This window comes from Lacipirellula parvula, from assembly GCF_009177095.1.
GTDB lineage: Bacteria > Planctomycetota > Planctomycetia > Pirellulales > Lacipirellulaceae > Lacipirellula > Lacipirellula parvula.
This window is the reverse complement of sequence record NZ_AP021861.1, coordinates 1,076,364-1,103,225: the sequence shown is the minus strand read 5'-3', so window position 1 is coordinate 1,103,225 and position 26,862 is coordinate 1,076,364. Positions and strand designations below refer to the sequence as shown.

The following is a 26,862-nucleotide window of genomic DNA, read 5'->3' as shown; positions in this document are numbered from 1 at the left end:
CAACAATGGAGATTGCTGCTAGCAACGCGTGGTTGCGCGTCGAAATTTACGACTTCTTTACCCGCTCGTAAGCAGCCAGCGCCGCATCGCGAGCTTCATGGTGATCAACCATCGGCCGCGGATAAGTCTTCCCCAACTCAACGCCCGCCGCCACCAGCTCTTCCTCCGGCGCGGTCCACGGCTCGCGGAGCCACTTCGTCGGCAGCTTGGCGAGCTCAGGCACCCACCGGCGTATGTACTCGCCGTCGGGGTCGGCCTTCTCCGCCTGCATCGTCGGGTTGAACACACGAAAGTAAGGCGCCGCGTCGGCGCCGCAGCCGGCGGTCCACTGCCAGCCGAGCGTGTTGTTCGCAAGGTCGGCGTCGACGAGCGTGTCCCAAAACCACTCGGCGCCGCGGAGCCAAGTGAGCCGCAGGTCCTTCGTGAGGAACGACGCGACGATCATCCGCGTGCGGTTCGGCATGAAGCCGGTCGTCCACAGCTCGCGCATCGCGGCGTCGACGATGGGGAACCCCGTTCGCCCGCGCTGCCACGCGCGCAGGTCTTTCTGGCTCCGCCGCCAAGGGAAGCCGCGGAACTGTTCGCGGAGCGGCTCGCCCGGCGTCTGCGGGAAGTAGTAGAGCAAGTGGTACGCGAACTCCCGCCAGCCGACCTCTTTCAGGAAGACTTCCGCGCTTTGCCGCGTCTTCGAGGCGCCGCTCGTCGACTTGGCTTTGAATGCCTCAAGTGCCTTCTCAACCGCCAACCAAATCTGCCGCGGGCTGATCTCGCCAAAGTGAAGATGAGGTGAGAGCCGCGACGAGCTGTCGATATCGGTCCGATCGCGATCCTCTTGGTAGCGGCCGATCGCCTCGCCGACGAATTCTTGGAGCCGCCGTTCCGCCGCCAGGGCGCCCGGCTCCCACGCTTCGGCGATCCCCGCGTCCCAGGCGAGCGTCGGCAACAGCTCCAACTCTTCGAGCTTGAGCGTCGCCGGCCACTTCGACGGGCCCGCAACTTCGCGTGGCGCGGCAAGCGTCTCATGTTTTACGGCGGCGCCGAGGCACGCCTTCCAAAACGGCGTGAAGACTTGGTAGGGCGCCCCCTGCTTCGTGGTGATCGTCCACGGCTCGTGCAGCAGCGAGCCGCTAAAACTCTCGGCCTGTACTCCGCGCGATACGAGCGCCGCCTTCACTTGCTTGTCGCGCTCGATCGCCGCGGGTTCGTAGCGGCGATTCCAATAGACGGCGGTGGCGCCCGTTTGTTCGAGAAGTTCGTCGAGCGTCTGTTGCGTCGGACCGCGCCGGACGATCAGCCGCGAACCGCGCTGCCGCAGTTGCTCGTCGAGGCTGGCGAGCGAATGGTGCAGCCACCACCGCGACGCCCCGCCGAGCGGCCAGTCGCCCTCCTCGTCGGGCGCCCAGATGTAGGCTGGGATCACGCCGCCACGATCGACCGCGCGGCGCAGAGCTGGCTGATCGCCGATGCGGAGATCTTGGCGAAACCAGACGATCGTCAACGGTTTGGTCATGCGTCTCTCTCGTTGCTCGCAGAGTTATCCGTTGAGTTCTCGCCGCAGTTTCAACACTGCTTGTTCCTTCGTCTTCGCTTCGACCTCGATCGTCAGCGTCCGCCCCAACCAACATGCGGGCATATCGGCCACGTCGATGAAGTCGTGATGCCGTTGCGGGCCGGGGCCGTTCCAACCTTCCTTCGGGCTGGAAAGATGGAACATGGGCTCGCGATTCCAGGTGGCGATCGCCGCCTCAGTCGCCGCTTCCACCGTCAGCTCGTCGCGGCAGCAGCGGTGGTGGTGCACATCGTATACCAAGGGAATCCCCTCAGCCTTACACAGCGGCAGCAGCTCGCTCGGCGTGTAGATCTTGTCGTCGTTTTCAACCGTCAGCCGCGTGCGGGCACGTTCCGACAGCCGGCCGAGATTGCGGGCGAAGCGTTCAAGCGCTGCCGACCGCGAATCGTAAGCCCCGCCGCCGTGGATATTCACTACGTCGGCGTTGATCCACTCGGCAACCTCGGCTTGGTACTCGATGTCTTCGATCGAACGGTCGACCACATCCTCCCGCGGCGAACTAAGGACCACGAACTGATCGGGATGAAACGACGTGCGCACGCCGAGTTCCTTCGCCCGCGCGCCGCAGGCTTTGAACCGCTCAATGATCGCCGCGCCACCCGGCAGTTTTGCCACGTCGTACCCGACCGCCGGATGCGTCTTCACCGGCAGGATCTGACTGTTGACGCGGAACGCGCCGATGCCAAGGCGATGGCAGCACTCGATCGCCGCGAAGAGGGCGTCGGCGTTCGCTTGGCAGATTTCCGAGAGCTTCAAATCGCGAGCGACCGGCGCGAGCTTCTGGCACACAGCCGCGGTGGTGGTGCGGAATTTGATCGGCTCGTCGACGAACTGGCAGCAGAGCCCCAGCCGTAGAGAACTTGCAGACGCCTGCTTCGTTGCCATTTAGGCGCCTACCGCTTCAGTTGGGAATGTTGCCGCGGTGACGCCCGGCAGGAACGCCGCGTCGTAGACCTCGCGCCCGCCGCGGACGAATTCAAGCGAGCCGGTTTCCACGCCGCGGGCGTAGTCGACGACCGCCACGCCCGAGCGGAGCCGCGGCCAGCGCTCGCGAACCGGCGGGGCATCGAGGATGTGCCGTTTGCGGATGCGCGATAGCCCGACGACCGCGCGATCGCCTACAAACGTCAGTCCACGGGTCATGCCGGGAAGTTCGATCACCGGCTCGAATATCTCGCGTCCCAAGTGCACCGTCGCGAGGGCGCCGCGGCCTGAATCGCACAGCCACCACTGCCCGTCGTGCCAGCGAGGCGAGTGGGGCATGCTCAGTCCGCGGACCGCGACTCGATTCTGCCGCACGTCGAGGAGCACGCCCGAAGCAAACCGATCGCCCGCACGCCACGCCGCCGGTTCCGAGCGTTCGCAAAATGCCGTCGCCATCGCCAGCCGCCCCTCACGGACGCCGATGCCGTTGAGGTGGCAGCAATCGACGGCGGTATTGGTCGCGGCGTCGGCCATGAACGGCGGCTGCCAGGTCCGTTTGAAACTGGCACGTTCGCTCGGCCGCGCGACGCAATTGAATCGCGTGTTGGCGAACAGCAGGCCGCGGCGATCAAAAGCGAGGTCGTGGGCGTCGAGCCGGCCGGTCGCATCGACCTGCCGCGGCGTGATCAATTGGTTCGCTTCGGCTGCGGCGTCGTTGGCCGCGATCTCCATCTGCCAGAGAAGGTCGCGCGTCGCCACCGCCAGTTGATTGCCGCTCACCGCCATTCCCATCGGCCGCGGCAATGACCAGTAGCTGGCGGTAAGCGTTCCGTCAGGGGCCGAGAAGAGGGCGAGCTTTCCCGAGTTGTACGTCGTCACGGCGAGCGTGCCGCCGCTCGCGGCCAGCCACTCGACGAAGTCGCCGCGCACCCGCAGTTCGATCGGGCGGGCGCCGACGATCGGAGGCGAGGCCAAGCGGCGGCGGGACGAGGTGGGCATGGTTCGAGTGTAGCGGGAATCGCCGGCGGGTTGCAGCGGCTGCGGCGATTTTCGAACCGGCATAGATCCCGTCATCCTGAGCGGAGCGAAGGATCTAGCGGACCAAATGAGCTGCCAGATTCTTCGCTCCGCTCAGAATGACAGAGTGGCCGGCGTGACCACGACGCTCAACCGCCAATTTGCAGCGACTGCCCCGTCACGAACGACGATTCTTCGCTAGCAAAGTAGAGGGCCGCGGCGCCAATCGCTTCGGCCAGTTCCGATTCAGACGTGACGCCGCCGCTGCGAGCGATGATTTGGTTCACCGTGATGCCGGCCGCCGCGAGTTGCCGGGCCTCGGCCTGCAGCAGCGCCGCTTGAGCCGTACGGGCGGTGATCGCGGCCATCGAACTCGGGTCGCCGTCAGCAACGAAGATGATCCGCCCCCAGCCCGCGCGACGCATGGCGGGGACGACGTTGCTCAGAATCGCGGTCGGCAGGGCGACGAGCGTCCGCTGCTGGCGGTCGACCGCCTCCCAATCGCCGTTCGAGGCGGGCGAATCGCTCGCGACGGTCACGAGGACGACGATGTTTGGGAACTCCGCGGGGGTCGATCCCACGGCTTGATACCCCTCGAGCGTGCTCCGCGAAACCGTGGCCCCGGCCGCGGCAAGCGCCGCCTCGGCCTGCTGGGTCAATTCCCCAACGGCTCCCAGCACCAGTGCGTTTCGGCCCTTAAGACGATACAACTCCCGCTCCGACGACATGCAACTCCCCCTACTCCGGCATGACATGTGGGGTGAGTTTACCTTGAGATTGTTTAGCAGGCCAAGGCTTGAAATTGCGGCAATAATTATCCGTGAGTTTCCGCGATTGATCGTGACGCTATTGAAAGCCACCGGCTCGGCCTGCGGCTCTCATTGTTAGTTAAGCGATAATCTCTTTAATCGGCTCCGTATGCTCGACGCCGACAAGTTTCTGATCGAGCCCGCGGAAGAAGTAGCTGAGCGCGTTCGGGTCGAGGCCGAGTTGGTTGAGCACGGTGGCATGCAGCCGTTTGACGTGCATCGGCTGGTCGACCGCGACGCTGCCGATTTCGTCGGTTTGGCCGACGCTCACGCCCCCCTTCACGCCGCCGCCGGCCATCCACATCGTAAAACCCATCGAGTTGTGGTCGCGGCCCGTGCCGACGTCGTACTCGGCCGTCGGCTGGCGGCCGAACTCGCCGCCCCAGACGACCAAGGTTTCTTCGAGCAGGCCGCGCTGCTTGAGATCTTTCAAGAGGCCCGCGATCGGCAGATCGGTCGCGCCGGCGTGCTTCGTGTGGTTCGCAACGAGGTCGCCGTGGGCGTCCCAGTTGTCGTCGTTGTGCGAACCGCCCGAGTAAACTTGGATGAAGCGGACGCCTCGCTCCACTAACCGGCGAGCCAAGAGGCACCGTGTGCCGAACTGGCGGGTCTGCTCGTTGTCGAGGCCGTAGAGCTTCTTCGTATGCTCGGTCTCTTGGCTCAGATCGACCGCCTCGGGGGCGTGTTGCTGCATCTTGTAGGCGAGCTCGTAGGTCGAGATCCGCGACGCGAGGTCGGCTTGATCGAGCCGCGGCTGGCGATGACGTTCGTTCAGCTTCGCCAGCGTGTCGAGCAGGTCGCGCTGCAGCGGCCGCGTCGTGCCTTCGGGCAGCTTGAGGTCGTTGATCGGCGAGCCGTCGGGCCGAAACACCGTCCCCGCATACGTCGCCGGCATGTAGCCGCTCGACCAGTTCTTCGCGCCGCTGATCGGGCCGCCGGTGTGATCGAGCATCACCACGTAGCCCGGCATGTTTTCATTCACCGAGCCGAGGCCGTAGTTGACCCAGCTGCCGATCGACGGGCTGCCGCTTTGCAGCTTGCCCGAGTTCATCATCAGCATCGCCGAGCCGTGGATCGGCGACTCGGCCGTCATCGAATGCATGAAGGCGATGTCGTCGACGCAGTGGGCGAGGTTCGGGAACAGATCGCTCACCCACTTGCCGCTTTGGCCGTACTGCTTGAACTTCCACCGCGGCTCGACGATGCGGCCTTCGTTCTTATGCCCGCCGCGGCCGTGGGTTTTCACGGCGATCGTCTTGCCGTCCATGCCGACCATCGTCGGCTTGTAATCAAACGTGTCGATGTGGCTCGGGCCGCCGTACATGAACAAGAAGATGACGCTCTTCGCCTTCGCGGAGCCGGGGGCAGGCTTCGGGGCGAGCGGATTGGCCGCGGCGCCAAGGGCTCCGTCGGCCGACAGCAGCGACGCGAGCGCCGCCGCGCCGAACCCGCAGCCGCTCTCCCACAAAAACTCCCGCCGCGTTCGACCGCAGAAGTTGTGCATGTGATTAGTCATCGCTTTGCTTTCTCTTCGTCTTCTTTGCGCCTTCGCGCCTTTGCGTGAGATCTTAATGAAGATGGTCTCACGCAAAGGCGCGAAGGCGCAAAGGAATGCGGGGGAGATTTAGTCTAGGTACAGGAATTCGTTTTGGTTGAGCGCGACTAGGCACCAGTAGCGGAGGGCTTCTTGCGGGTCGCGGTTGTGTTCTTTTGTGAGTTGATTTAATAGCTCGAGGCCGTCGGCGATTTCTTCTTTGGTCGCTTCGCGGCCTAAGGTGATTTCGATCGCGCGGGCGACTTGGTCTTTCGGATCGTCGCCCGCTTCGGTGCGGACGCGATTGGCGAGGTAGCCGGCTTGCTCGTTGGCGAACTGGCCGTTGAGCATTGACAGCGCTTGGCCCGGTTGGGTTGTGTTGAAGCGTGCTTCGCAGCTGGCGTCGACGTCGGGGAAGTCGAACGCCGTGAGGAGCGGCGTCAGCAGCGAGCGCTTCACGTAGATATAGACGCTGCGTCTCGATTGTTCTTTGGACGACGACTTGCCCCAGCCTTGGCCTGGCATCGACTGCGTGGCCAGCACCTCGGGCGACATCTCGGGGTAGAAGCTCGGGCCGTACATCTCGAGGTTGAGCTTGCCACTGGCGGCGAGCGTCGCGTCGCGGAGTTCTTCGGCGCCGAGCCGACGCAAGTCGAATCGCCACAGGTTGTCGTTGAGCGGATCGGCGGCGAGCGCGGCGGCGTCGGCCTGGCTCGACATCTGGTAGGCGCTCGAAGTCATGATCAACCGGTGGAGCGGTTTTAGTTTCCACTCATGCTCGGTGAGCCAGATCGCGAGCCAATCTAATAGTTCGGGATGCGTCGGCACGTCGCCGAGCTCGCCAAAGTTGTTCGCCGAGCGGACGAGGCCGCGGCCAAAGTGGTGCTGCCAGACGCGGTTCGCGATCACCCGCGACGTGAGCATGTTGTCGTTGGACGCGATCCAGTCGGCGAGCACCTTGCGCCGGCCGGCCGAACGCGCGCCTGCCGGCGCTGCGGGAATCGTCGGCTGCTCGACGCCGAAGAGTTGCGGGAAGCGGGGTTCGACCACTTCGCCCGGGACGTGAGGGTTGCCGCGGACGTTCAGGTGCGTCGGCTCCGGGGGCGCGTTGCAGCGCGCGAGCGCGAGAGCCCAGTCGGGAGCGCTCTTCTGGTTGAGCTTCTTCAAGTCTTCTTGCGCGTCGTTCAGTCGGGCGAGCGTCTGCTGATACTGCTCCCACTCCGAGTCGTTGAGATAGTCCTTCAGCTTCGCCTTGAGCAACCCTTCGCGGCGCTGCGTTTCCGAACGGCGTTGGTCGGGGCCGCTCATCCGCTTCACGCCGACTTGTTCCATCGAATATTTTTCGCGGCTGATCGTCCGAATCCGCTGGCGCCGCTCGCCCCGCTCGGCCGCATTCGCGGGCACGGTGAGATCCCACTGGTTGTTCGTTTGCAAATCCCCCCGTTCCGCAAACGGCGTCACGTCGGCGAAGAACGCCGCCATCCCGTAATAGTCTTTTTGCGGGATCGGATCGATCTTGTGATCGTGGCAGCGTGCGCAGCCGACGGTGAGGCCGAGAAAGGCTTGGCTCGTGGTGGCGATGAGGTCGTCCATTTCATCGCTGCGCGCTTGGACCGAATCGGCTGGCTCATCGTCCCAGATCCCTAATCGGTAGTAGCCGGTGCCAATGATCGAATCGCGCGTCACCTCGTCGAGCTCGTCGCCGGCGAGCTGCTCCTTCACGAACTGGTTGTACGGTTTGTCGTCATTGAAACTGCGGATGACGTAGTCGCGGTACTTCCAGGCGTATTGCTTTTCGCCGTCACGCTCGAAGCTGTTCGTTTCGGCGAAGCGGACAAGGTCGAGCCAGTGCCGGCCCCAGCGCTCGCCGTAGTGGGGCGAGGCGAGAAGCTTGTCGATTAGCTTCTCCCACGCGTCCGGCGATTCGTCGGCGAGGAACTCTTCAAGTTGCTGTTCGCTCGGCGGCAGGCCAGTGAGGTCGTAGTAGGCGCGGCGGCAGAGGGTTCGCTTATCCGCCTTCGGCGCCGGCTGCAGGTTGTTCGCTTCGAGCTGCGCGAGAATAAAGGCATCGATCGGCGTCTGCACCCACGACTTGTGGGGGCTTGCTTCCAAAGCCGGCGGCTCGTGTTTTTCTGGGGCAACGAACGCCCAGTGCTTTTGGTACGCCGCCCCTTCGGCGATCCAGCGTCGGAGCACGTCGACTTCGTGCGGAGTAAGCGGCTTCCCTTCGGGCGGCATGCGAGTGAACTCATCCTCCGAAGTCACTCGCGCGAGCAGTTCGCTTGAATCGACGTCTTCCGGCACGATCGCGAACGATCCCGAGTCAAGCTCTGCGAGGGCGTGCTCGCGGCTGTCGAGCCGCAGGCCCCCTTCGCCCGAGTCGGGACCGTGGCACGCGAAGCAACGGCGCGCGAGGATCGGTTTTACTTCCCGCGAGAAGTTCACCGGCACCGCTTGGGACAGTTCAACGCCGCTCAGCAGCAAGCCGCCGACGAGCGTGAGCAGGGATAGAAAGGAGCGGAAGAGCATCCCTCCAGTTTACTCATCTGGGGTCGCTGCGGGAAAAGGGGACTAGCCGCAGCTGGAAAAGGGAGCCCGCAAAATGGCTTGGAGGGTTGAACTTTTCGGAATGCGCCGGCGGGGGCGTTGCCCCGCGGCTACTGGGAGGGCTTGAGTTTTATTGGCGGGGCTTACGCGATGATGGAATCGATGACGCGGGCCGGTTTGACGCCGGTCAGTTTTTGATCGAGCCCCTGGAACGGGAAGACGAGCCGTTCGTGGTCGAGCCCCAGCAGCCGCAGGATCGTCGCCTGCAGGTCGCGGACTTCGACCTTATCGGTAATCGGTGCGTAGCCGATCGGGTCGGTCTCGCCATAGCTATGACCCGCGCGGACGCCGCCGCCGGCCATCCACAACGTAAAAGCGTGCGGGTGATGGTCGCGGCCGACGAGCGTCATTTCTTTGCCGCCGCGGTTCTCGCGCATCGGCGTGCGGCCGAACTCGCCCGACCAGACGACGAGCGTTTCGTCGAGCAGCCCGCGCTGTTCGAGATCGAGCAACAGCGCGGTCACCGGCTGATCGAGTTGCCGACACTTGTCTTTGAACCCGTGATGCAGGGCTTCGTTCTCGCCGGCGCCGTGGGAGTCCCAACCCCAGTCGAACAATTGCACAAAGCGGACGCCCCGTTCGATCAGCCGCCGCGCGAGGAGACAGTTGTTCGCGAGGCTTTCTTGCCCCGGCTGGGTGCCGTACATCTTATGGACGTGGGCCGGCTCTTGGCTGTAGTCCATCGCGTCGGTCGCCGACATTTGCATGCGATAGGCAAGCTCGTACTGCGCGATGCGCGTGAGCGTTTCAGGGTCGGCCACCTCGTCGTATGTCTTGCGGTTGACGTCGGCGATCGCGTCGACCATCCGGCCGCGGAGCGTGCGATCGATCCCCGGCGGGTTCGAGAGGAACAGCACCGGCTCGCCGCTCGAACGGCACTGCACCCCTTGATAGACCGACGGTAGGAAACCGGAGCCCCAGACGCTCTTGCCGGCGTCGGGGAACTTGCCGCCGGAGAGCAATACGACGAAGCCCGGAAGATTCTGATTCTCCGAACCGAGGCCGTACGTGGCCCAGCAGCCCATCGAGGCGTAACCGAGGTTCTGATTGCCGGTGTGAACCAGCAACTGCGCGGGGGCGTGGTTGAACTGGTCGGTGACCATCGTGCGGACGAAGCAGGCCTTGTCGACGACCTTTGCGAAGTGGGGCAAGCGATCGCTGAGCCACGCGCCCGATTCGCCATGCTGGGCGAACTCGAATTGCGGGCCGAGCAGCTTCGGCACGCCGCGGATGAACGCAAAGCGTTTGCCAGCGATGAACTCTTGCGGGCAATCTTGGCCGTCGAGCTTTTTTAGTTCCGGCTTGTAGTCGAAGAGTTCCAGTTGGCTCGGGGCGCCTGCCATGTGGAGGTAGATCACCCGCTTAGCTTTGGCGACGAGCGGCGGCAACTGCGGAGCAAGGGGCCGCATCGGATCGCGAACCGCCCCAGTGCCTGAAGCTTGAGCACTGCCGCCGAGCAGCGAATTGCCCAGCGTCGACGCAAGCCACGCCGCGCCCAGACCGGCGACGCCGTCACGCAGGAAGAGCCGCCGCGTCGTGTGAGTGAGTTCCGCTTGCGCCAGTTCGTTGAATAGTGAGTTACGCATTATTTGGTCAGCAGATCGTCGAGATTGAGCATCGCGTTGGCGACGATCGTGAGGGCGTAATGAGAACGATCTTTGGCGAGCGACTGGGCCGCTTGCGGATCAGCGTCGTAAGCCAGCGCCGCTTCGTCGTAAAGTTGCTGCAATCGCTGGAGCTTCGCCACGTGCGGCGCTTGCCCGGTCGCCAGCCGATACCCAGAGGCGATTTGCGCTGTGGGCTCACTCGCCGCGGCGGCCATTCGTTCGGCAAAGCCTTGAGCCAGTTCGATGTAGGCTTCGTCGTTGAGCGTCGCGAGCGCCTGGAGCGGCGTGTTCGTCGCGATGCGGCGGACGGTGCAAATGTCGCGGCTGGGAGCGTCGAACGTCGCCATGCTGGGGTAACCGCTCGTCCGCTTCCAATAGGTGTAGACGGCGCGGCGGTAACGATCCTCGCCCTCGGCGTTCGTCCAAACTTCGCCGTTGTAGACGCTTCGCCAGACGCCGTCAGGTTGCGGCGGCATCACCGGTTTGCCGTACATCTTCGCCGAGAGCCGGCCCGAGAGGGCGAGCGCCTGATCGCGGACCATCTCGGCGGAGAGCCGCGTCCGCGGGCCGCGCGAGACGAGCCGGTTGCGAGGATCGACCGCGAGCTTGTCGGACGACGCGCCGCTCGATTGGCGATAGGCGGACGACAGGACGATCGAACGGAGAAGTTGCTTGACGCTCCACGCTTGCTCGCCTTGGAAGCGGAGCGCGAGATGGTCGAGCAGTTCGGGATGCGAGGGGCGCTCGCCGGAGGTGCCAAAGTCTTCCGCGGTTTCGACGATGCCGATGCCGAAGAGTTCCTGCCAGATGCGGTTGACCATCACCCGCGCGGTGAGGGGATTCTGCGGCGACGCGATCCAGCGGGCCATCGCGAGGCGGTCGGCCGGTCCCTCGCTTGCCAGCGGCGGCAGCACGGCGGGAACGCCGGCGGTCACCTCGGCTTCGCGATCGAGCCAATTGCCGCGGCCGAAGACTTGCGTATGGCGGGCGAACCGGGCCGGTTGCTCGTCCATCACCGGCACGGCGAGCGATGCGATGGCGGCCCGCTCCTTACGCTTCGCAGCGAGTTCGCGGCGAAGTTCGCTGTAACGCGAATCGTTGGCGAAGGGAATCCAATCGTCGCTCGACGAGATCGAGTAGCGGCCGCGATTGATCACGAGCCCGCCGCCGCCCGAGTCGGTGAGGTCGAACCGCACGGCGAGTCGCAAGCGCGCTCCCGGCGGAACCTCCACGGCCTGCTTGGGGATGAAGACGGCATAGCGCCGCGATGAAAGCCGCGAAAACGCCCCCCAACCGTCGGCGTCCTTCCGCAAGCTCGCTTGAGGATCGTTCAGCGGGGCCGCTTCATCGCAAAACGCGACGGCGAGCGGCACCTTGCTAAGCACGGCGCCGTCGGCGGCGACGAGTTCGCCGTCAAGTTTCGAGAGCACGAAGCCTTCGTCGGGAATTTTTAATGCGGCGGCCGCGTCTTTCGGCAGGGCGTCGATACGGAGCGCAGTGAGGCGTTCGACTCCGGCGAGATCGAACTCGATCTTGAACAAGCTCCACGCTGAGACCGTCCCTTCGCCGCGAACCTCGGCGACGCCGTCGGCCGGGTCGGCGGCAATGATCATCGTCCCGCTGCCGGTGGTCGTGGCGGTGAGCGGCGTCAGCGGCTGCCAGCGGGTCGCGTCTTCCGCCAGCGGAGACTGCAATGCGTAGAGCTGCTGTTGGAGGGCCGCAATCTCGCGGTCGAGTCCGGCGGCCTTATCCCACTGCTGCAAATCGTCCGGAATCGCGAGCGTCGGCGAGTCGTCGTTAAGATCGGCGTCGCGGCTCGTATTGAAGAACGCGATGAAGCTGTAGTACTCCTCGTGGCGGAACGGATCGTACGGGTGATCGTGGCACTGCGTGCAGCGGAAGGTCGACGCTTGCCACACCTGCCAGGTGGTGCTGACGCGATCGAGCACCGCGGCGAGGCGGTACTCTTCGTCGTCCGTCCCACCTTCGGTGTTCATCTGCGTGTTGCGATGGAACGCCGTCGCCAGCCGATCGGCAATCGTCGCGTCAGGGAGCAAGTCGCCGGCGAGTTGGCGGATGGTGAACTCGTCGAAGGGCATGTCGTCGTTGAGCGCGCGGATCAGCCAATCGCGAAAGGGCCATATGTTGCGGTTCGGATCTTTCTCGAAGCCCGATGTGTCGGCGTAGCGCGCCAGGTCGAGCCACATCGACGCCCAGCGTTCGCCGTACGCAGGCGAGGCAAGCAAGCGATCGACGACGCGCTCGTAGGCCTCGGGACGATTGTCGAGTTCGAACGACCGGTAGTCCTGCGGCGATGGCGGCAAGCCGGTGAGATCGAGCGATACGCGGCGGAGCCACTCGCTGCGGGCGGCATCGGGTGCCGGCGCGAGTCCCGCGGCTTCGATCTTCGCGAGGACGAACTGGTCGAGCACGTCACGCGGCCAATGGGTGCGGTTCACTGCCGGCAACGACGGTTCGACCGGCGGCGTGAACGACCAGTGCTGCTCCCACTCGGCGCCTTGCTCGATCCAGCGGCGGAGGAGTTCGATCTGCTCGGCGTCGAGTGGCGGGCCGTGATCCCCAGGGGGCATGCGAGTTTCCGGATCAGCGTCGGCGACGCGCTCGATCAAATATGACTCGTCCGGCTTGCCGGGGACGATCGCCGCCAGGCCGGAGTCGGCTTCCGCGAGGGCTTGGTCGCGGTAGATGAACGAAAGGCCGCTGGCTTGCTTGACGCCGCCGTGACAGCTGACGCAATGCTTGGCGAAGATGGGACGAATCTGGTCGTTAAAGTCGACGCGTTCAACCGACGCGTCGGCAGCCGCGGCATGGCGCACGATCCCAAACGCTGCCGCACCAAGAGCAATGAGAACTAGAAAGCGCGGCATCGTTACCAGTGACGAGATGCGAACGGGTAAGGAACCTCTGACGCGGCTGGCGAGCGATCTCATCTGCCGGGGGTCATCAATACGACCTCCCTAGTATGACAAAAGGCGGTTTGCTGATCACGCGAAACCGTGGTGCAGGATTGGCGAATCGTTGGAAAAGTTTGTGGACGCGGCAGAGTGAACGGAGCAGCGCCCGTGCCTTTCCAGCGGAGAAATCGCCGCTCGCGGGAAGACGGCAAGAATTTTAGTTCAAGCGCAGCCTTGATTTAGAGATTGCGTAACTTCGCCAAACCGCCGCAATTTCGCCCCCAACACCGCGGATTCGGAGTTTAAGATGTGGTGGCACGGGCCGCTCCGCCGCGCTGCTTTTCATTCCGCGGGACGGCTGATAGGCTGCCCGCACCGCTTTTCACCAGCCGACATCTCGTCAGTGATCATGGCTCAGCAATTTGCGATCGGCGTCGACTACGGCACCAACAGCGTTCGAGCGCTTGTGGTGAACATTTCCAACGGCGCCGAGATCGCGACGGAGGTCTACGACTACAAGCGGGGCGACGCGGGCGTGATGCTCGACGCCGCCGACCCAAATCTCGCTCGGCAAAGCCCTGCCGATTATATCGAGGGTTTTCATGCCGTGGTCGCCGGCGCTGTGCGGAAGGCAGAGCAGACGGCCTGCTTCTCGCCGCAGCAGGTGGTTGGCATCGGGGTCGATACAACCGGCTCGACGCCACTGCCGGTGAACGGCGAGGGCGTAGCGCTCGCGCTGCTCGATGAATTCAAAGACGATCTCGCCGCTCAGGCGTGGCTGTGGAAAGATCACACGGCTCATCGCGAAGCGGAGGAGATCACCCGTAAGGCGCGCGAGGGCGAGTATCCGTACCTCGCGAAGTGCGGCGGCGTTTATTCTTCGGAATGGTATTGGTCGAAGATTGCCCGCTGCATGCGCAATGCGCCGCACGTGGCGAAGGCGGCGGCGGCGTGGGTGGAACTCGCCGACTACGTGCCAGCGTACGTCACCGGCAATCTCCATCCGGACGCGATCGTCCGCGGCATCTGCGGGGCAGGGCACAAGGCGATGTACCACCTTGAGTGGAATGGACTGCCGAGCGCCGAATTCCTCGATTCGATCGAGCCGGGGCTGTCGCGGTTCCGTTTTACTGGGAAGGTTGTCCCCTCGAATCATCCGGCAGGCGTGTTGTGCGCCGAGGTGGCGGAAAAGGTGGGCCTGCCCGCTGGGATTCCGGTCGCCGCGGGCGCCTTCGACGCTCACATGGGAGCGGTCGGCTCCGGCTGCGGCGAAGGGACGCTCGTAAAGATCATGGGGACGAGCACCTGCGACTGCATGGTCGCGCCGCTCGCCAAGCGGCTCCCCGACGTGCCGGGCGTCTGCGGCATCGTGCCCGAGTCGATCATCCCGGGGATGTACGGCCTCGAGGCAGGACAAAGCGCGGTCGGCGACATTTTTAATTGGTTCGCTAAGCGGCTGGCGCCCGCTGAGTTTGGTAGCGGCGGCGACGCCCAAGTGAAACTGACCGAAGCGGCGGCGAAGCTCCGCCCCGGCGAGTCGGGGTTGGTCGCGCTCGATTGGCACAACGGGAACCGCACGGTGTTGGTCGATCCGCTCCTCACCGGCCTGCTCGTGGGGCAGACGCTCCACACCTCGGCGCCCGAGATTTACCGGGCTCTGATCGAGGCGACCGCTTACGGGGCGCTCACGATTATCAATCGCGTGGAAGAATATGACGTCCACGTCGCCGAGGTGATCGTCTGCGGTGGCATCGCGGAGAAGAATCCGCTGGTGATGCAAATTTACGCCGACGTTTGCAACCGGCCGATGAAGATCAGCCGCAGCGCTCAGACATGCGCGCTCGGTGCAGCGATCTTCGGCGCCGTCGCCGCCGGCGCGTACCCGACCGTTGAGGCCGCTCAGGCCAACATGACCGGCGTGAAGGCAACGGTTTACGAACCAATCGCCGCCAACGTCGCTGTCTATGCGAAGCTGTACGCGGTCTACAAAACACTGCACGATGCGTTCGGTTCGACCGGGTTCCATGGTTCGCTCGCCGGCGTGATGAAGGACCTCATCGCAATCCGCCACGAAGCCCGTTGCGGAGCGAAGTAACGACCGATGCTCGAAGAACTGAAACAACAGGTCTGCCAGGCGAATCTCGACCTCGTCGCGGAAGGACTCGTAACGCTCACCTGGGGAAACGTCAGCGGCCTGTCGGACGATCGCGAGTTGATGGTGATCAAACCGAGCGGCGTTCCCTACAACGGCATGTCGCCCGCGCAGATGGTGGTGGTGAGCATCGAGACGGGCGCCATCGTCGAAGGGGCGTGGAAGCCGTCGTCAGACACCGTCACCCATCGGCTGCTGTACCAGAAGTTCAGCGGCGTCGGCGGGATTACCCACACCCACAGCCCGAAGGCGACGGCGTTCGCGCAGGCCCAGCGGGAGATTCCCTGCTTCGGGACGACGCATGCCGACCACTTTTACGGGACCGTGCCGGTGACGCGACTGCTCACCGCCGCAGAGATCCAAGAAGCGTACGAACTGAACACGGGCCGCGTCATTGTCGAGCGATTCGCTGAACTCGATCCGTTGGCGATGCCGGCGGTGCTCGTGGCGAGCCACGCGCCATTTGCGTGGGGCAAAGACGCGGCCGACTCGGTTCACAATGCTGTGGCGCTCGAATCGGTCGCGGCGATGGCGATCGATACGCTTGCCCTGGCGCCGCAGACGGGGCCGGTCGATCAGTTCCTGCTCGACAAGCATTACTTACGCAAGCATGGCAAGGATGCGTACTACGGCCAGCGCTGAGTTTTCAACCTAAGTTATCTCCCCGACGAAATCGTCTTCCGGTGCATTCCATGCCAACTATCCGCCTCGACAAATTTGAAGTCTGGTTCGTCACCGGCAGCCAACATCTCTACGGCGAGGAGACGCTCCGCGAGGTGGAGCAGCACTCGATGGCGGTGGCGGCGGCGCTCAACGACGCGGCACAGATCCCCGTGCGGGTCGTCTTCAAACCGGTGCTGACGACGCCTGAGCAGATTCGCGACGTAGTGCTGGAGGCCAATTCGGCGCCGAATTGCATCGGCATCGTCGCCTGGATGCACACGTTCTCGCCGGCGAAGATGTGGATCGCCGGGCTGAAGCTGCTGCAAAAGCCGCTGCTGCACCTGCACACGCAGTTCAATCGCGACATTCCGTGGTCGTCGATCGACATGGATTTCATGAACACGAACCAATCGGCCCACGGCGGCCGGGAGTTCGGGTTCATCGGCGCGCGGCTGCGGCTCGCCCGCAAGGTGGTCGTCGGCCACTGGCAGGATGAAGACGTGCTGCAGTCGGTGGGCGTTTGGACCCGCGCCGCAGCGGCCCGGCACGATGCGCTCACCGCGCGGATCGCCCGCATCGGCGACAACATGCGCGAAGTCGCCGTGACCGAGGGCGATAAAGTCGCCGCTCAAATCTGCCTCGGCTACTCGGTGAACGGCTACGGCCTGGGCGACGTGGTGAAGTACATCGACGCGATCGAAGAGGGAAAGGTCGATTGGCTCTGCGGCCAGTATGAGGAGCAGTACCAACTCGCCCCCGAGCTGCGCCGCGACGGCCACCGCCGCGAATCGCTGCGCGACGCCGCCCGTATCGAGTTCGGCCTGCGGTACTTCATCCAGGACAACGGTTTCGTCGGCTACACGAACACGTTTGAGAATCTCCACGGCATGAAGCAGCTTCCCGGCATCGCCTCGCAGCGGCTGATGGCCGACGGCTGCGGCTTCGGCGCCGAGGGGGACTGGAAGGCGGCCGCGATGCTGCGGGCGGCGAAAGTCATGTCGGCCGGCTTGCCGGGCGGCACGTCGTTCATGGAGGATTACACCTATCACTTGCCGCAAGGGAACCAGCAGGTGCTCGGCGCCCACATGCTGGAGATCTGCCCGTCGATCGCCGCCGCTCAGCCTTCGTGCGAGATTCACCCACTGGGCATCGGCGGCAAGGACGATCCCGTGCGACTCGTGTTCGACGCCCCGCCCGGCCCGGCGACGAACACGACGATTGTCGACTTGGGCGATCGCTTCCGGATGGTGCTGAGCGAAGTCGACGTGATTGCTCCCGAGCAACCAATGCCGAAGCTGCCAGTCGCCCGCGCCATGTGGAAGCCACGTCCCGATCTCAAAACGGCGGCGGCGGCGTGGATTCAAGCCGGCGGTTCGCATCATCCGACGTTCAGCCAGGCGCTCACCGCCGAGCATTGGGAAGACCTCGCCGAGATGTGGGGGGTCGAATTCGTCGTCATCGACGAGGCGACCCGTTTGCGCGATTTCAAAAATATTTTGCGATGGAACGACGCTGGCGTGTATCGCCGGGCGTAGCGACGATTGAAGCAGCGGCGACACTTTGCTTGCAAATTTGTGGGAGGGGTCTCCGACCCCGAAACGACGCGGCGATGCCATAACTGCTTGTAATGGTGAGCGTTATCGGCGTCGGAGACGCCTCCCACAGCCAGTTTTGAACTCTTCGCCTTTTCTGTAGTCTCTTTAGAAATCCTCCTCTTCACAATGCGCGGGAATCCCTGCATGGAAACGCTTGATTGGGTGGTCGTCGGCCTCTACTTCATGTCCGTGGCCGGGTTGGCCTGGTGGGTCATTCAGAAGAACAAGGGAACGGCGACCGACTACTTCCTGGCCGGTCGGCATTTGCCCTGGTTCCTCGTCGGCGCATCAATCTTCGCATCGAACATCGGCTCCGAGCATGTCGTCGGCCTCGCCGGTTCCGGCGCCACCGACGGCGTCGCGCTCGCCCACTACGAGCTGCACGCTTGGTGCTTGCTCGTGCTCGCGTGGGTGATGGTGCCGTTCTACATGCGGTCGATGGTCTACACGATGCCCGAGTTCCTTGAGCGTCGCTTCTCGACCAGCGCCCGTTACATGCTGTCGGTTATCTCGCTCGTTCTGTTCATCATCTCGAAGGTGGCGGTCGGCATCTTCGCCGGCGGCGTCGTGTTCCGGACGCTGCTGCCGGACCTGTCGCTCAACCTCGGCTTCATGGTGATGGACAGTTTTTGGGTCGGCTCGATCCTCGTACTCATCCTCACCGGTATCTACACGATGCTGGGCGGCATGCGGGCCGTCGTGTATACCGAGGCGCTGCAGACGATCATCCTGGTGGTCGGCTCGGCGCTCTGTACTATCTTTGGCCTGAAGGCGATCGGCGGTTGGGAGAAGCTGCGCGAAACGGTCGGCGACGAGATGTTCAATCTCTGGAAGCCGATCGTCCCCGAGGGAGTTGAAGGAACCTGGGCGCCCGAAATTGTGAAAGACTCCGCCGGCGAAGTCGTGCGGCAGGCGTGGTACTTCAACGGCGACTACCCGTGGCTGGGGATGATGATTTGCGCCCCGGTGATCGGGCTGTGGTACTGGTGCACTTGCCAGTACATCGTCCAGCGGGCGCTCGGCGCCAAGGACGAACGCGAGGCTCGCCGCGGTTCGATCTTCGCCGGCATGCTCAAGCTGCTGCCGGTGTTTCTGTTTATCATTCCCGGCATCATCGCGTTTGGGTTGGCGAAGTCGGGCACGCCTGGCATGGGGGCGATGATCGGCGAGAACGGCAAGGCGGTCGCCGAGCAGGCCCAAAGCGCCTTCCCGCAGATGGTGCTCTACGTGCTGCCGCTGGGCGTCCGCGGCATCGTCGTCGCCGGCTTGCTCGCCGCACTGATGAGCTCGCTCGCGGGCGTGTTCAACGCCTCATCGACGCTCTTCACGATGGACATCTACCAGAAGTATCGCCCCCAGTCGTCGCAGGCCCACCTCGTGTGGGTCGGACGGATGGCCACCGTGGTGATGGTGCTGATCGGCATCGCCTGGATTCCGGTGATCAAGGGCGCCAAGGGGCTTTACGACTACCTGCAGGGGGTGCAGGGATATCTGGCTCCGCCAATTTTCGTCGTCTTCTTCCTGGGCGTCTTTTGGAAGCGGCTCAACGCGAAGGGATGCATGGCGGCGATGCTCGTCGGCTTCGCGCTTGGTATTTTCCGCCTGGTGGTGGATACGCCGGTGAGCCTGAAACTCAAAGGTTATGAGAATGGCTACACGCCAGACTCGTTCCTGTGGATCGTCAACAACATCTACTTCCAGTATTTCAGCATCCTCATCTTGCTGGCTTCGATGATTGCCATGATCGTGGTAAGCTACGCGACAGCCCCGCCGGACGAACGTCAGATCGAGGGGCTCACCTTCGCCACAGTCACGGACGAACAGAAGCGGGAATCGCGGGCCAGTTGGTCGGCAGTCGACGTCGTTTCTTCCGTGGCGGTCCTCGCGGCCATCGTGGCGGCCTACCTCTATTTCACTGGATGATGCGGCGCTCGACGCCTCGCCCCGGAGGGTGCGGCTAGCGTCGCCTACACGCTAGACGCAAAAGATAGACCTCGCGATGAAAATTCTCGTTACGGGCGGAGCAGGCTACGTCGGTTCTCACGCAGTGCGACTGCTGACGAAGGCGGGGCACGACGTTTGGATCTTCGACAATCTCATGAACGGCTACAAAGCCGCCACGCCGGCGGGCCGGTTGATCGAGGGCGATCTGCTCGACCAGAACCGCTTGGCCGAAGTCTTTGCTGAACGTCAGTACGACGCCGTGATGCACTTCGCGGCGCTAGCATACGTCGGCGTCTCGGTCACCGATCCGGCGACCTACTACCGCAACAACGTCGTCGGCACGCTCAACCTGCTCGACGCGATGCGGGCGGCCGACGTTAACAAGATCGTCTTCAGCAGCACGTGCGCCACCTACGGCACGCCCGACAAGTCCCCGATCACCGAGGGGATGAAGCAAGATCCGATCAACCCATATGGCTACACGAAGCTGGTGATCGAACGGGCGCTCGACGATTACGCCCACGCCTACGGCCTCGGCTTCGCGGCGCTGCGGTACTTCAACGCCAGCGGCGCGGCCGAGGATGGCACGATCGGCGAGGATCACAAGCCCGAGACGCACCTCATTCCGCTGATCTTGCAGGTGGCGCTCGGCCAACGCCAAGAGATCACCGTCTTCGGCGACGACTATCCGACGCCCGACGGCACGTGCGTTCGCGACTATATCCACGTCGACGACTTGGCGACCGCGCATCTAGCCGCGCTCGAACGCCTGCAACCGGGCAAGGGGTTGAAACTCAACCTCGGCACCGGCGCCGGGGCGAGCGTCATGGAAGTGATCGACGCCTGCCGTCGCGAGACAGGGCATACAATTCCGCACAAGGTGGCGCCGCGACGTGCCGGCGATCCAGCGGAGCTCGTGGCCGACGCCTCGCTCGCGCGGAAGACGCTCGACTGGACGCCGAAGTACGTCGGCATCGAGCCGATCGTGAAGAGCGCGTGGAAGTGGCACAAGTCGCACCCCAACGGCTACGGCGGCTAACAGCCATGGAACGGCAGCTCACCACGGCGCCCCATGGCCACATTCTCACCAACGCCAACGTCTGGTCGCCGGACGGCGAGTGGATCGTGTACGACATCCGCAGCGATGCGGCCGGCAGCGTGTTCGACGGGACTCGCGTTGAGCGCGTCCACGTGCCGACGGGGCGAGTGGAAGTGCTCTACGAGAGTCAGCGAGGCGCCTGCTGCGGCGTGGCGAGTTACTCGCCGGTTGACGACCGCGTGGCGTTCATCCTCGGGCCGGAAGATCCGACGCCTGATTGGGAGTATGGGCCGCATCATCGGCAGGGCGTCATCGTCGACGCAGCAAATCCTGGCGTCGCGCTAAACCTCGACGCCCGCGACCTGACGCCGCCGTTCACGGGCGGCGCCCTCCGCGGCGGGACGCACGTCCACATCTTCAGCGGCGACGGCGCGTGGATCAGTTTTACCTACGACGACCATGTTCTAACGACCCGCGAGCCGACGGGGCAGGGGGATCTCAACCAGCGCAACGTCGGCGTCGCCGTGCCGCTCGGCGGGGTGAGCGTGCCGCGCTCGCATCCGCGGAACCATGACGGCGCGTTTTACTCGACGCTCGTCACCCGCACGGTACGGCAGCCGCGGCCTGGTTCGGACGAAATCGCCAAGGCTTACGAAGATGCGTGGGTCGGCGTCGCCGGTTATCAGCGCGCCAATGGTTCGCACCAGGAGCGAGCACTCGCATTTCTCGGTGATGCCATCGGCGAAAATGGCAAACCGCTGACGGAGCTGTTCATCGTCGACTTGCCGCCGCTCCACGGGATACGGAAGGCTGGCGACGGCCCGCTGCAAGGCACGCCGACGCTGCGGCCGCAGCCGCCGCTCGCGGTGGTGCAGCGGCGGCTCACTTTCACGGCCGAGCGGAAGTACCCGGGCATTCAGGGAGTCCGCCACTGGCCGCGAAGCTCGCCCGACGGCTCGCAAATCGCCTGCTTGATGCGCGACGACAATGGCGTCGTGCAGCTCTGGCTCGTCTCACCCAACGGCGGCTCGCCGCGGCAGCTTACGCGCGATCCGTGGGACGTCGCCTCGGCATTCACCTGGAATCGCGACGGCTCAGCCATCGCCTACGTTGCCGACGGGAGCGTGATGGTCGCCGACGCGGCCACCGGCGAATCGCGACGGCTCACGCCGCCACCGGATGCCGCCCAGGCCCCGCGCCCCGAGGCGGTCGTCTTCTCCCCCGATGGTCGGCAGGTCACATTTGTCCGACAAGTTCCAGCCGCCGACGAGAGCGTTTGGAACCAATTGCACGTTGCCGACGTAACGTAACCTGGAGCCTCTCTCTCCCCATTTCCCGGGAGAAACTCGGGCTTCGCGGCAACTGTCCCGAAGCCCGACCCGCCGTCAGAAACCGCAACCGGGGACCGGTTTTTCCGGTAAAACGGGCGGGCGAACGGCAAATCCCCAGCAAAAAGCCGGACGCTTTTCCGGGCCCCAACTATAATCAGGACTCCAGGCGCCTCTTCTCAGCAGGCGTCCGACCGCGGAACACCATCGATTCACTTTCACGAGAGCGGCGCAGAGGCATGCTTACCCGAATTGGCCTGGCTACGGTTCTAGCCCTTCTGACCACCACCGGGGCGTTCGCCCAAACGATGCGGTTCAACACGAGCGTCGGCTCGTTCGACATGGAGTTGAACCCCAACAACGATCCGAATCTCCAGCCGCTGGTCGACAACATCGTCGCTTACATCGGCCTGGGCAAGTACCACTTTAGCTCGGTGAATCGCGCCGCTGACGGCAACGCCGGCACGGCCGACGACTTCGTGCTGCAGATGGGCGGGTTCATGGGCTTCCCCACGAATCCCGATTTCTGGGCCACGATGAATACGTCGATCGAGAAGCTCGATGACGGCGTCGTCGTCGACGCCGACGGCGACGGACAGGTTGACTTCAGCTCGATCTCGAACACCCGCGGCACCGTGTCGCTCGCGCTGCAGTCGGGCCAGCCGAACAGCGGTACGAGCAGCTTCTTCATCAACCTCGGCGACAACAACTTCCTCGATAGCCAAGGCTTCGTGCCGTTCGCTCGCATCAGCGACATGACGACGATCGACAAGATCATGCAGCTCAATCAGCGCGACCTCGCCAGTGAACTCGGCCAGAACGGCAATCTCGCCCTCAGCGACGTGCCGATCACTGCAGACGGCAACATCGTCGTCGTGAAGAGCGTGCAAGTGGTGAACGCGGCTTCCGATTTTTCGTTCGTCGGCCCGATCATGAACCATCTGAAGCAGGTTGCCGCTGACGAAGCCGCGGCGGCTGCCGCCGCACAAGCGGCGCTGTTAGCGCCGCCGGTCGATCCGCTGGCGGCTGCGGCCCCACCAGTTTCGGCAGTGCCTGAGCCTTCGACCGTCGCCCTCGGAGCCTTGGGCCTCCTCGGGGCCTTCCTGTCGAGCCGCCGCAGTCGTTCGGCTCGCTAGGTCGTCATCCAACATTCCGTTCGCAACTCACCGGCCTGGTCCCGACTACGGAGTCGGGATCGGGCCGTTGTCGTTGGTAATGGTGCCTTGCTGCTCGATGGCGCCGTTGTTCCGGGTTTGCACCGTAGCGAGGTCTTCGACACGGAAGGTACCGGAGTTCTGGTCGAGCAAGTAAGGATCAGCCGCACCGCTCGCCGTCGCGTTGTTGCCATCGAGGTTGAGCCGTAGCGTCGAGGAAGGCGAGTTGGTGGCCGCGGTGAAGCCGCGTCCTGTGGCGCCGTTGCTGTTGCTGAAGTTGTTGTTGGTCACCGTGGCGTTGACCGTACCGGCGCCGTTCGTATTGATGCTCGCTGCCGACAGTGTGCTGTCATTGTTGAAGCTGTTGCCGTCAATCAGCAGGTTAAGCGTCTTACCCGAGCCGCCGACGGTGGCGATCGCTAAGGCTTCGTCGCCGCTGGTGTTGGAGACCTGGTTGTTGCCGTTGATCGTCACATTCGAAGTGCCGGAGCCGTTGATGTCGATCCCGATGCCCTGGCCGCCCGTCGTGTCGATCGTATTGCCAGTTAGCGTCAGGCGGGTCGTGTTGGTAACCAGCGAGCCGCGGTTGTAATCAATGCCCAAGCCGGTCGCGTTGTTGATCGTCGTGTTGGTGACAGAGATCGTCGAGGCGACGTTGGTAGTCAGGTCGATGTTGATCGCGTCGCCGCCGGATCCAGTGATCGACATGCTGTTGATCGAGAGGTTCGCCCCGCCGATGATCGCAATGGCGTCGCTAGTTTGACCGCTGAGCGTACCCCCATTGATCGTGACGGTCCCGCCGGTAACATCGTCAAGAACTACAGCGTTCGTGCCGCCGGTGGAGGTGACCGATTGGAAGGTCACGCCCGCAGAGCCGACTTCGACGTCGGTGAGCGACAAGGCCACGCCGTTGGCGGTGGTGATCGTATTGCCAGTCCCTTGAACCGTAAGATTCGCGGTGTTGCTGGCGACGAAGCCGGTGCCGGCGCCAGTCGTGGTGATGTCGATGGCATCGAACCGCACGCCGCCGGTCGTATTGTTAGTGAGCGTGACGGCGTTGTTGGCGCCGGTGGCAAGCGTCGTCTGGCCGGCGAAGCGAATCGTCGTACCGCTGTTGCCAGTCACGAGGATGCCGTTCTGAGTGCTGTCGATCGTCGTGTTAAACGTGATGCTGCCGCCGGTGTTGTTGTTGATCGTAACCGGCCGTCCGCCACCGGCGGTGACGTCGATGTCGCCGCTGATGGTGAAGGCTTGCAGGTCGCTATTGGCGATCGTGACGGCCGAGCCGGCGCCGGTGTAGTCGATGTCGACTTCGCTGAAGGTGAAGGTGGCCGCATCGTCGGCGGCATTGACGTTGATCACCGGCGTGGCGCCAGCCAGGGTGACCTTGTCGTTGAAGATGTAGGCGCCGTTGGCGTTGTCAAACTGTAGACCGTTGCCGTTGGTGGCGTTGATCACGCCGGCGTTGGCAGTCAGTTCGTTGAAGGTCAACGTGCCGTTGTGCTCGTTGGTGACGTTCAAGACCGTGGCATTGGTCGTTTGCGTGATCTTGCCGGTCAAACTCATGCTCGCGTCGCCGCCGTCGAAGGCGATGGCGGTGCCAGTCGTGTCCGTGATCTCGGCGTCTTGGAAGGTGAGCGTGCCGTCCGAATCATTCGTGACGTTGATGGCTTGCGACGTGCCGGTGAGCGTCACCGTATCGGTGAAGATATAGTTGCCGTCAGCATCGTTGAACTGCAAGCCGTCGCCAGTGGTGGCGTTGATGACGCCGTTGTTGGCGGTGAGTTCGACGAAGGTCAGCGTACCGGTGTGGCCGCCCGTGACGCTCAAGACGGACTGAGCGTTGGTGGTCTGCGAAATTTCGCCGGTGAAGTTCAGGTTCGCGGCGCCGTCGTTCACGACGATCGAATCGCCGCCCATCTGCTGGATCTTCGTACCGGTAACGGTGTGAGTCGCGGCGCTGTTCTCCAGCGAGATTGCGTATGCCGTACCCACCTGACCGCCAGTGATGATGTTGTCATCCGCGTTGGCCGAATTGCTAAGCGTGACAGTGCCTTGCGTGCCAGCCTCGAAGATGCGGAGGGCGCCGAGACCGGTCGTACCGCCGTTCCAGTCGAAGTTGTTGATCGTCGCGGCGCGTTGGTTCTGCACCAAGTTGATGCCGACGCCGTGACCGTTCGTGCTGGTGATGTTCGAGATCGCGGTGGCGTGCGAGATCGTGGTTTCGCTCGTCGTCGAGGTGAGGAGGATGTCATCCCCGCCGACGTTGTCGAACGTGACCTTGTCGATGGTCGGAGCAAACCGCGAGCGGGTCGTGCCGTTCGCCAGCGTCTGCGTCATGTCAGCCAGGTTGATACCGTGGCTCGTGGTGTTTTCGATTTCGACGTTGTTGATGTTGACCGCGGCGACGCCGTCCGTGCCGGAGATGATCGCACTCGCGCCGCCGTCGAACGTGAAGTTCGAGACTTCCATCTGAGCAAACGCTTCGCTCTCTTGATTGCTGCCGGCGAGCGTAACCGCAGCCGAACCAGACGAGTTTTGCATGGTCGGCCGCGTGGCGTTGAGAGCCCCGGCAAACGTTTCAGGCAGCGTGACGGTTCCCATCTGCTGCGTTACGACAGTGTGAGAGATTCCACCGCCTTCGCCGAGGAAGCGTTGTTCGTCCTTAAGTGAGAGCGACTGACCGGCATAGACGTTGGCGCCAGTCTGAGCGTGCACCAAGATGATGTCGCCCTGCTGCGAGCCGGTGCCGTTCACGCTGTTGATCGAGGTGTACGGATTCTCCACCGTACCGTCGCCAGGCGACGAGTTGGCAAAGTCGACGTGGACGATGCGAATGTCTTGGCCGTCGACGTCGGTGAGGTTGATCGCGCCTTGCTTTTGCACCTGCGTCGTGGCGATGTAGTTGTTGCGGTAGACTTGCTCGCGCATCCGGTCGGCCAGCGTGTGGACCCACGAGGTCGGGCCGGCGCCGGTGCGGCCAGGCGTCCAAATCACCTGGAAGACGGTGTTCGTGCCGAAGATATCGTCGTCTTGAACGCCAACGTCGACGGCGAGGTCGTTCGTTACGTAGCCGCGGACGCCGCCCTTGGCGCCCATCTTGCTGACGTTGTCGCCATCCATCTGATAGCCGCCGGCATAGACCCAGGCGTTAAGGTCGAAAATGCGCGGGGCAGCTTCGAAGTCGACGACTCGCAACGCGACGTCGCTCGGGATGAGCGTCGCGATTGACAGGAAGTTGCCCGAGTAGCTGACGGTATCGGTCGTGATAATCGTGTCGCCCGACTTGACGTTCTCAAGCGGGATGTTGGCGTTCACTCGGAAGTCGATCTGCTCGCCCAAGCTTTCGAAGCTCACGCCGAGCTGATTGTAGTAGTTGTTGAGCGTCGTCTCCTGGCCGTCGTACCAACCGGTGAGGCCGAACACGCGGGTGTCGCCGGTAAGCAGGCTCGGGGCCATCCAGCGGAAGCCGCCGCCGAAGTCCATGCCGAACTGGCTCTCGTTCGACACGCGGAATTGCCCGTCGAGGAAGCCGATGGCATCGACGAGATCAACGGCCATGCGACCGCCGAAGGCCGTCTGCGAGGCCTCCATACCGTAGCCGCGGGTCTGATGCCAGAGCCGCAAGGGGGTGGTGCCGTTGTAGATCCGCCCGCTGGCGGACGACTCGAAGGGCAGGCCGTCGGAAACGCTACTTTGCGCGTTCGCCGAAGAGCCGCACGCCAGCAGCGCCAGCATTGCAGCGGTCAACCCTACGTGGCGTCCATGCCAATCGCCGTTGAAACAACTCGACACGACAAACTCCTTATGCCCTTGGCACCCGTTCCGCAGCCGACTTGGCCGCTCTTTCAGGCCGTACGATCCGTACAATCCGCAAAGTCGGTGCAGCTTACTGGGTCTGTATCGGCGTCCCTTCGCATCATCAACAGTCGAACTCTCTCAAAATTGGTTGTTTGGGAAGGAAATTCGGGCGCCAGCGTTCAACGCAAAGTGGTCTGCCGAAA

The 26,862-nt window shown here is 63.7% G+C and carries 16 protein-coding genes; 7 read left to right on the top strand and 9 right to left on the bottom strand.

Annotated elements, in window-relative coordinates:
* Positions 1–46: 46 nt before the first annotated feature.
* From PLANPX_RS04015 to PLANPX_RS03980, 8 genes are all read right to left on the bottom strand, one after another.
* Positions 47–1,510 (bottom strand): cryptochrome/photolyase family protein, encoded by a 1,464-nt coding sequence (locus PLANPX_RS04015; RefSeq protein WP_152097482.1) that lies wholly within the window; start codon positions 1,508–1,510, stop codon positions 47–49.
* Positions 1,511–1,534: 24 nt separating this feature from the next.
* Positions 1,535–2,455, bottom strand: coding sequence for a UV DNA damage repair endonuclease UvsE (gene uvsE, locus PLANPX_RS04010; protein WP_152097481.1), 921 nt, complete (start codon positions 2,453–2,455; stop codon positions 1,535–1,537).
* A complete protein-coding gene (locus PLANPX_RS04005; RefSeq protein WP_172991856.1) occupies positions 2,456–3,493 on the bottom strand; it encodes a TIGR03032 family protein in 1,038 nt (345 codons plus the stop codon).
* A 167-nt stretch (positions 3,494–3,660) separates the two neighbouring features.
* A complete protein-coding gene (locus tag PLANPX_RS04000) occupies positions 3,661–4,221 on the bottom strand; it encodes a hypothetical protein (RefSeq protein WP_232536296.1) in 561 nt (186 codons plus the stop codon).
* A 178-nt stretch (positions 4,222–4,399) separates the two neighbouring features.
* Complete coding sequence (locus tag PLANPX_RS03995) at positions 4,400–5,836, bottom strand: DUF1501 domain-containing protein (protein ID WP_152097478.1); 1,437 nt, start codon at positions 5,834–5,836, stop codon at positions 4,400–4,402.
* Between the two features lie 108 nt (positions 5,837–5,944).
* A complete protein-coding gene (locus PLANPX_RS03990; protein ID WP_152097477.1) occupies positions 5,945–8,383 on the bottom strand; it encodes a PSD1 and planctomycete cytochrome C domain-containing protein in 2,439 nt (812 codons plus the stop codon).
* A gap of 161 nt (positions 8,384–8,544) precedes the next feature.
* The gene (locus PLANPX_RS03985) at positions 8,545–10,047 is read right to left on the bottom strand and encodes a DUF1501 domain-containing protein (RefSeq protein WP_152097476.1); all 1,503 of its coding nucleotides are present in this window, start codon (positions 10,045–10,047) and stop codon (positions 8,545–8,547) included.
* Positions 10,047–12,956 carry a PSD1 and planctomycete cytochrome C domain-containing protein gene (locus PLANPX_RS03980; protein WP_172991855.1) on the bottom strand — a complete coding sequence of 970 codons (2,910 nt, stop codon included), beginning with the start codon at positions 12,954–12,956 and terminating at the stop codon, positions 10,047–10,049. The genes PLANPX_RS03985 and PLANPX_RS03980 overlap by 1 nt, the downstream gene beginning before the upstream one ends.
* A 436-nt stretch (positions 12,957–13,392) precedes the next feature.
* Between PLANPX_RS03980 and PLANPX_RS03975 the strand changes: the two genes are divergently transcribed.
* From PLANPX_RS03975 to PLANPX_RS03945, 7 genes are all read left to right on the top strand, one after another.
* The gene (locus tag PLANPX_RS03975) at positions 13,393–15,078 is read left to right on the top strand and encodes a ribulokinase (protein ID WP_152097474.1); all 1,686 of its coding nucleotides are present in this window, start codon (positions 13,393–13,395) and stop codon (positions 15,076–15,078) included.
* 6 nt (positions 15,079–15,084) lie between these two features.
* On the top strand, positions 15,085–15,777 hold the full coding sequence (locus PLANPX_RS03970; RefSeq protein ID WP_152097473.1) for an L-ribulose-5-phosphate 4-epimerase: 693 nt from the start codon (positions 15,085–15,087) through the stop codon (positions 15,775–15,777).
* Between the two features lie 50 nt (positions 15,778–15,827).
* Complete coding sequence (araA, locus tag PLANPX_RS03965) at positions 15,828–17,333, top strand: L-arabinose isomerase (RefSeq protein WP_152097472.1); 1,506 nt, start codon at positions 15,828–15,830, stop codon at positions 17,331–17,333.
* Positions 17,334–17,537: 204 nt separating this feature from the next.
* Complete coding sequence (locus tag PLANPX_RS03960; protein WP_152097471.1) at positions 17,538–19,316, top strand: sodium:solute symporter; 1,779 nt, start codon at positions 17,538–17,540, stop codon at positions 19,314–19,316.
* Between the two features lie 76 nt (positions 19,317–19,392).
* On the top strand, positions 19,393–20,376 hold the full coding sequence (gene galE / locus PLANPX_RS03955) for a UDP-glucose 4-epimerase GalE (RefSeq protein ID WP_152097470.1): 984 nt from the start codon (positions 19,393–19,395) through the stop codon (positions 20,374–20,376).
* A 5-nt stretch (positions 20,377–20,381) separates the two neighbouring features.
* Complete coding sequence (locus PLANPX_RS03950) at positions 20,382–21,686, top strand: DUF3748 domain-containing protein (RefSeq protein WP_152097469.1); 1,305 nt, start codon at positions 20,382–20,384, stop codon at positions 21,684–21,686.
* 257 nt (positions 21,687–21,943) lie between these two features.
* Positions 21,944–22,840, top strand: coding sequence for a peptidylprolyl isomerase (locus PLANPX_RS03945; protein ID WP_152101784.1), 897 nt, complete (start codon positions 21,944–21,946; stop codon positions 22,838–22,840).
* A gap of 45 nt (positions 22,841–22,885) precedes the next feature.
* Here the strand turns inward: PLANPX_RS03945 and PLANPX_RS03940 are convergent, their stop codons facing one another.
* Positions 22,886–26,653: a beta strand repeat-containing protein gene (locus PLANPX_RS03940; RefSeq protein WP_152097468.1), complete on the bottom strand. Its 3,768-nt coding sequence runs from the start codon at positions 26,651–26,653 to the stop codon at positions 22,886–22,888.
* Between the last annotated feature and the right edge of the window lie 209 nt (positions 26,654–26,862).

Coding starts and splice junctions, on each gene's coding strand:
- PLANPX_RS04015 (WP_152097482.1), bottom strand. CDS start 1,510: ATGACCAAACCGTTGACGATCGTCTGGTTTCGCCAAGATCTCCGCATC.
- uvsE (WP_152097481.1), bottom strand. CDS start 2,455: ATGGCAACGAAGCAGGCGTCTGCAAGTTCTCTACGGCTGGGGCTCTGC.
- PLANPX_RS04005 (WP_172991856.1), bottom strand. CDS start 3,493: ATGCCCACCTCGTCCCGCCGCCGCTTGGCCTCGCCTCCGATCGTCGGC.
- PLANPX_RS03995 (WP_152097478.1), bottom strand. CDS start 5,836: ATGACTAATCACATGCACAACTTCTGCGGTCGAACGCGGCGGGAGTTT.
- PLANPX_RS03990 (WP_152097477.1), bottom strand. CDS start 8,383: ATGCTCTTCCGCTCCTTTCTATCCCTGCTCACGCTCGTCGGCGGCTTG.
- PLANPX_RS03985 (WP_152097476.1), bottom strand. CDS start 10,047: ATGCGTAACTCACTATTCAACGAACTGGCGCAAGCGGAACTCACTCAC.
- PLANPX_RS03980 (WP_172991855.1), bottom strand. CDS start 12,956: ATGCCGCGCTTTCTAGTTCTCATTGCTCTTGGTGCGGCAGCGTTTGGG.
- PLANPX_RS03975 (WP_152097474.1), top strand. CDS start 13,393: ATGGCTCAGCAATTTGCGATCGGCGTCGACTACGGCACCAACAGCGTT.
- PLANPX_RS03970 (WP_152097473.1), top strand. CDS start 15,085: ATGCTCGAAGAACTGAAACAACAGGTCTGCCAGGCGAATCTCGACCTC.
- araA (WP_152097472.1), top strand. CDS start 15,828: ATGCCAACTATCCGCCTCGACAAATTTGAAGTCTGGTTCGTCACCGGC.
- PLANPX_RS03960 (WP_152097471.1), top strand. CDS start 17,538: ATGGAAACGCTTGATTGGGTGGTCGTCGGCCTCTACTTCATGTCCGTG.
- galE (WP_152097470.1), top strand. CDS start 19,393: ATGAAAATTCTCGTTACGGGCGGAGCAGGCTACGTCGGTTCTCACGCA.
- PLANPX_RS03950 (WP_152097469.1), top strand. CDS start 20,382: ATGGAACGGCAGCTCACCACGGCGCCCCATGGCCACATTCTCACCAAC.
- PLANPX_RS03945 (WP_152101784.1), top strand. CDS start 21,944: ATGCTTACCCGAATTGGCCTGGCTACGGTTCTAGCCCTTCTGACCACC.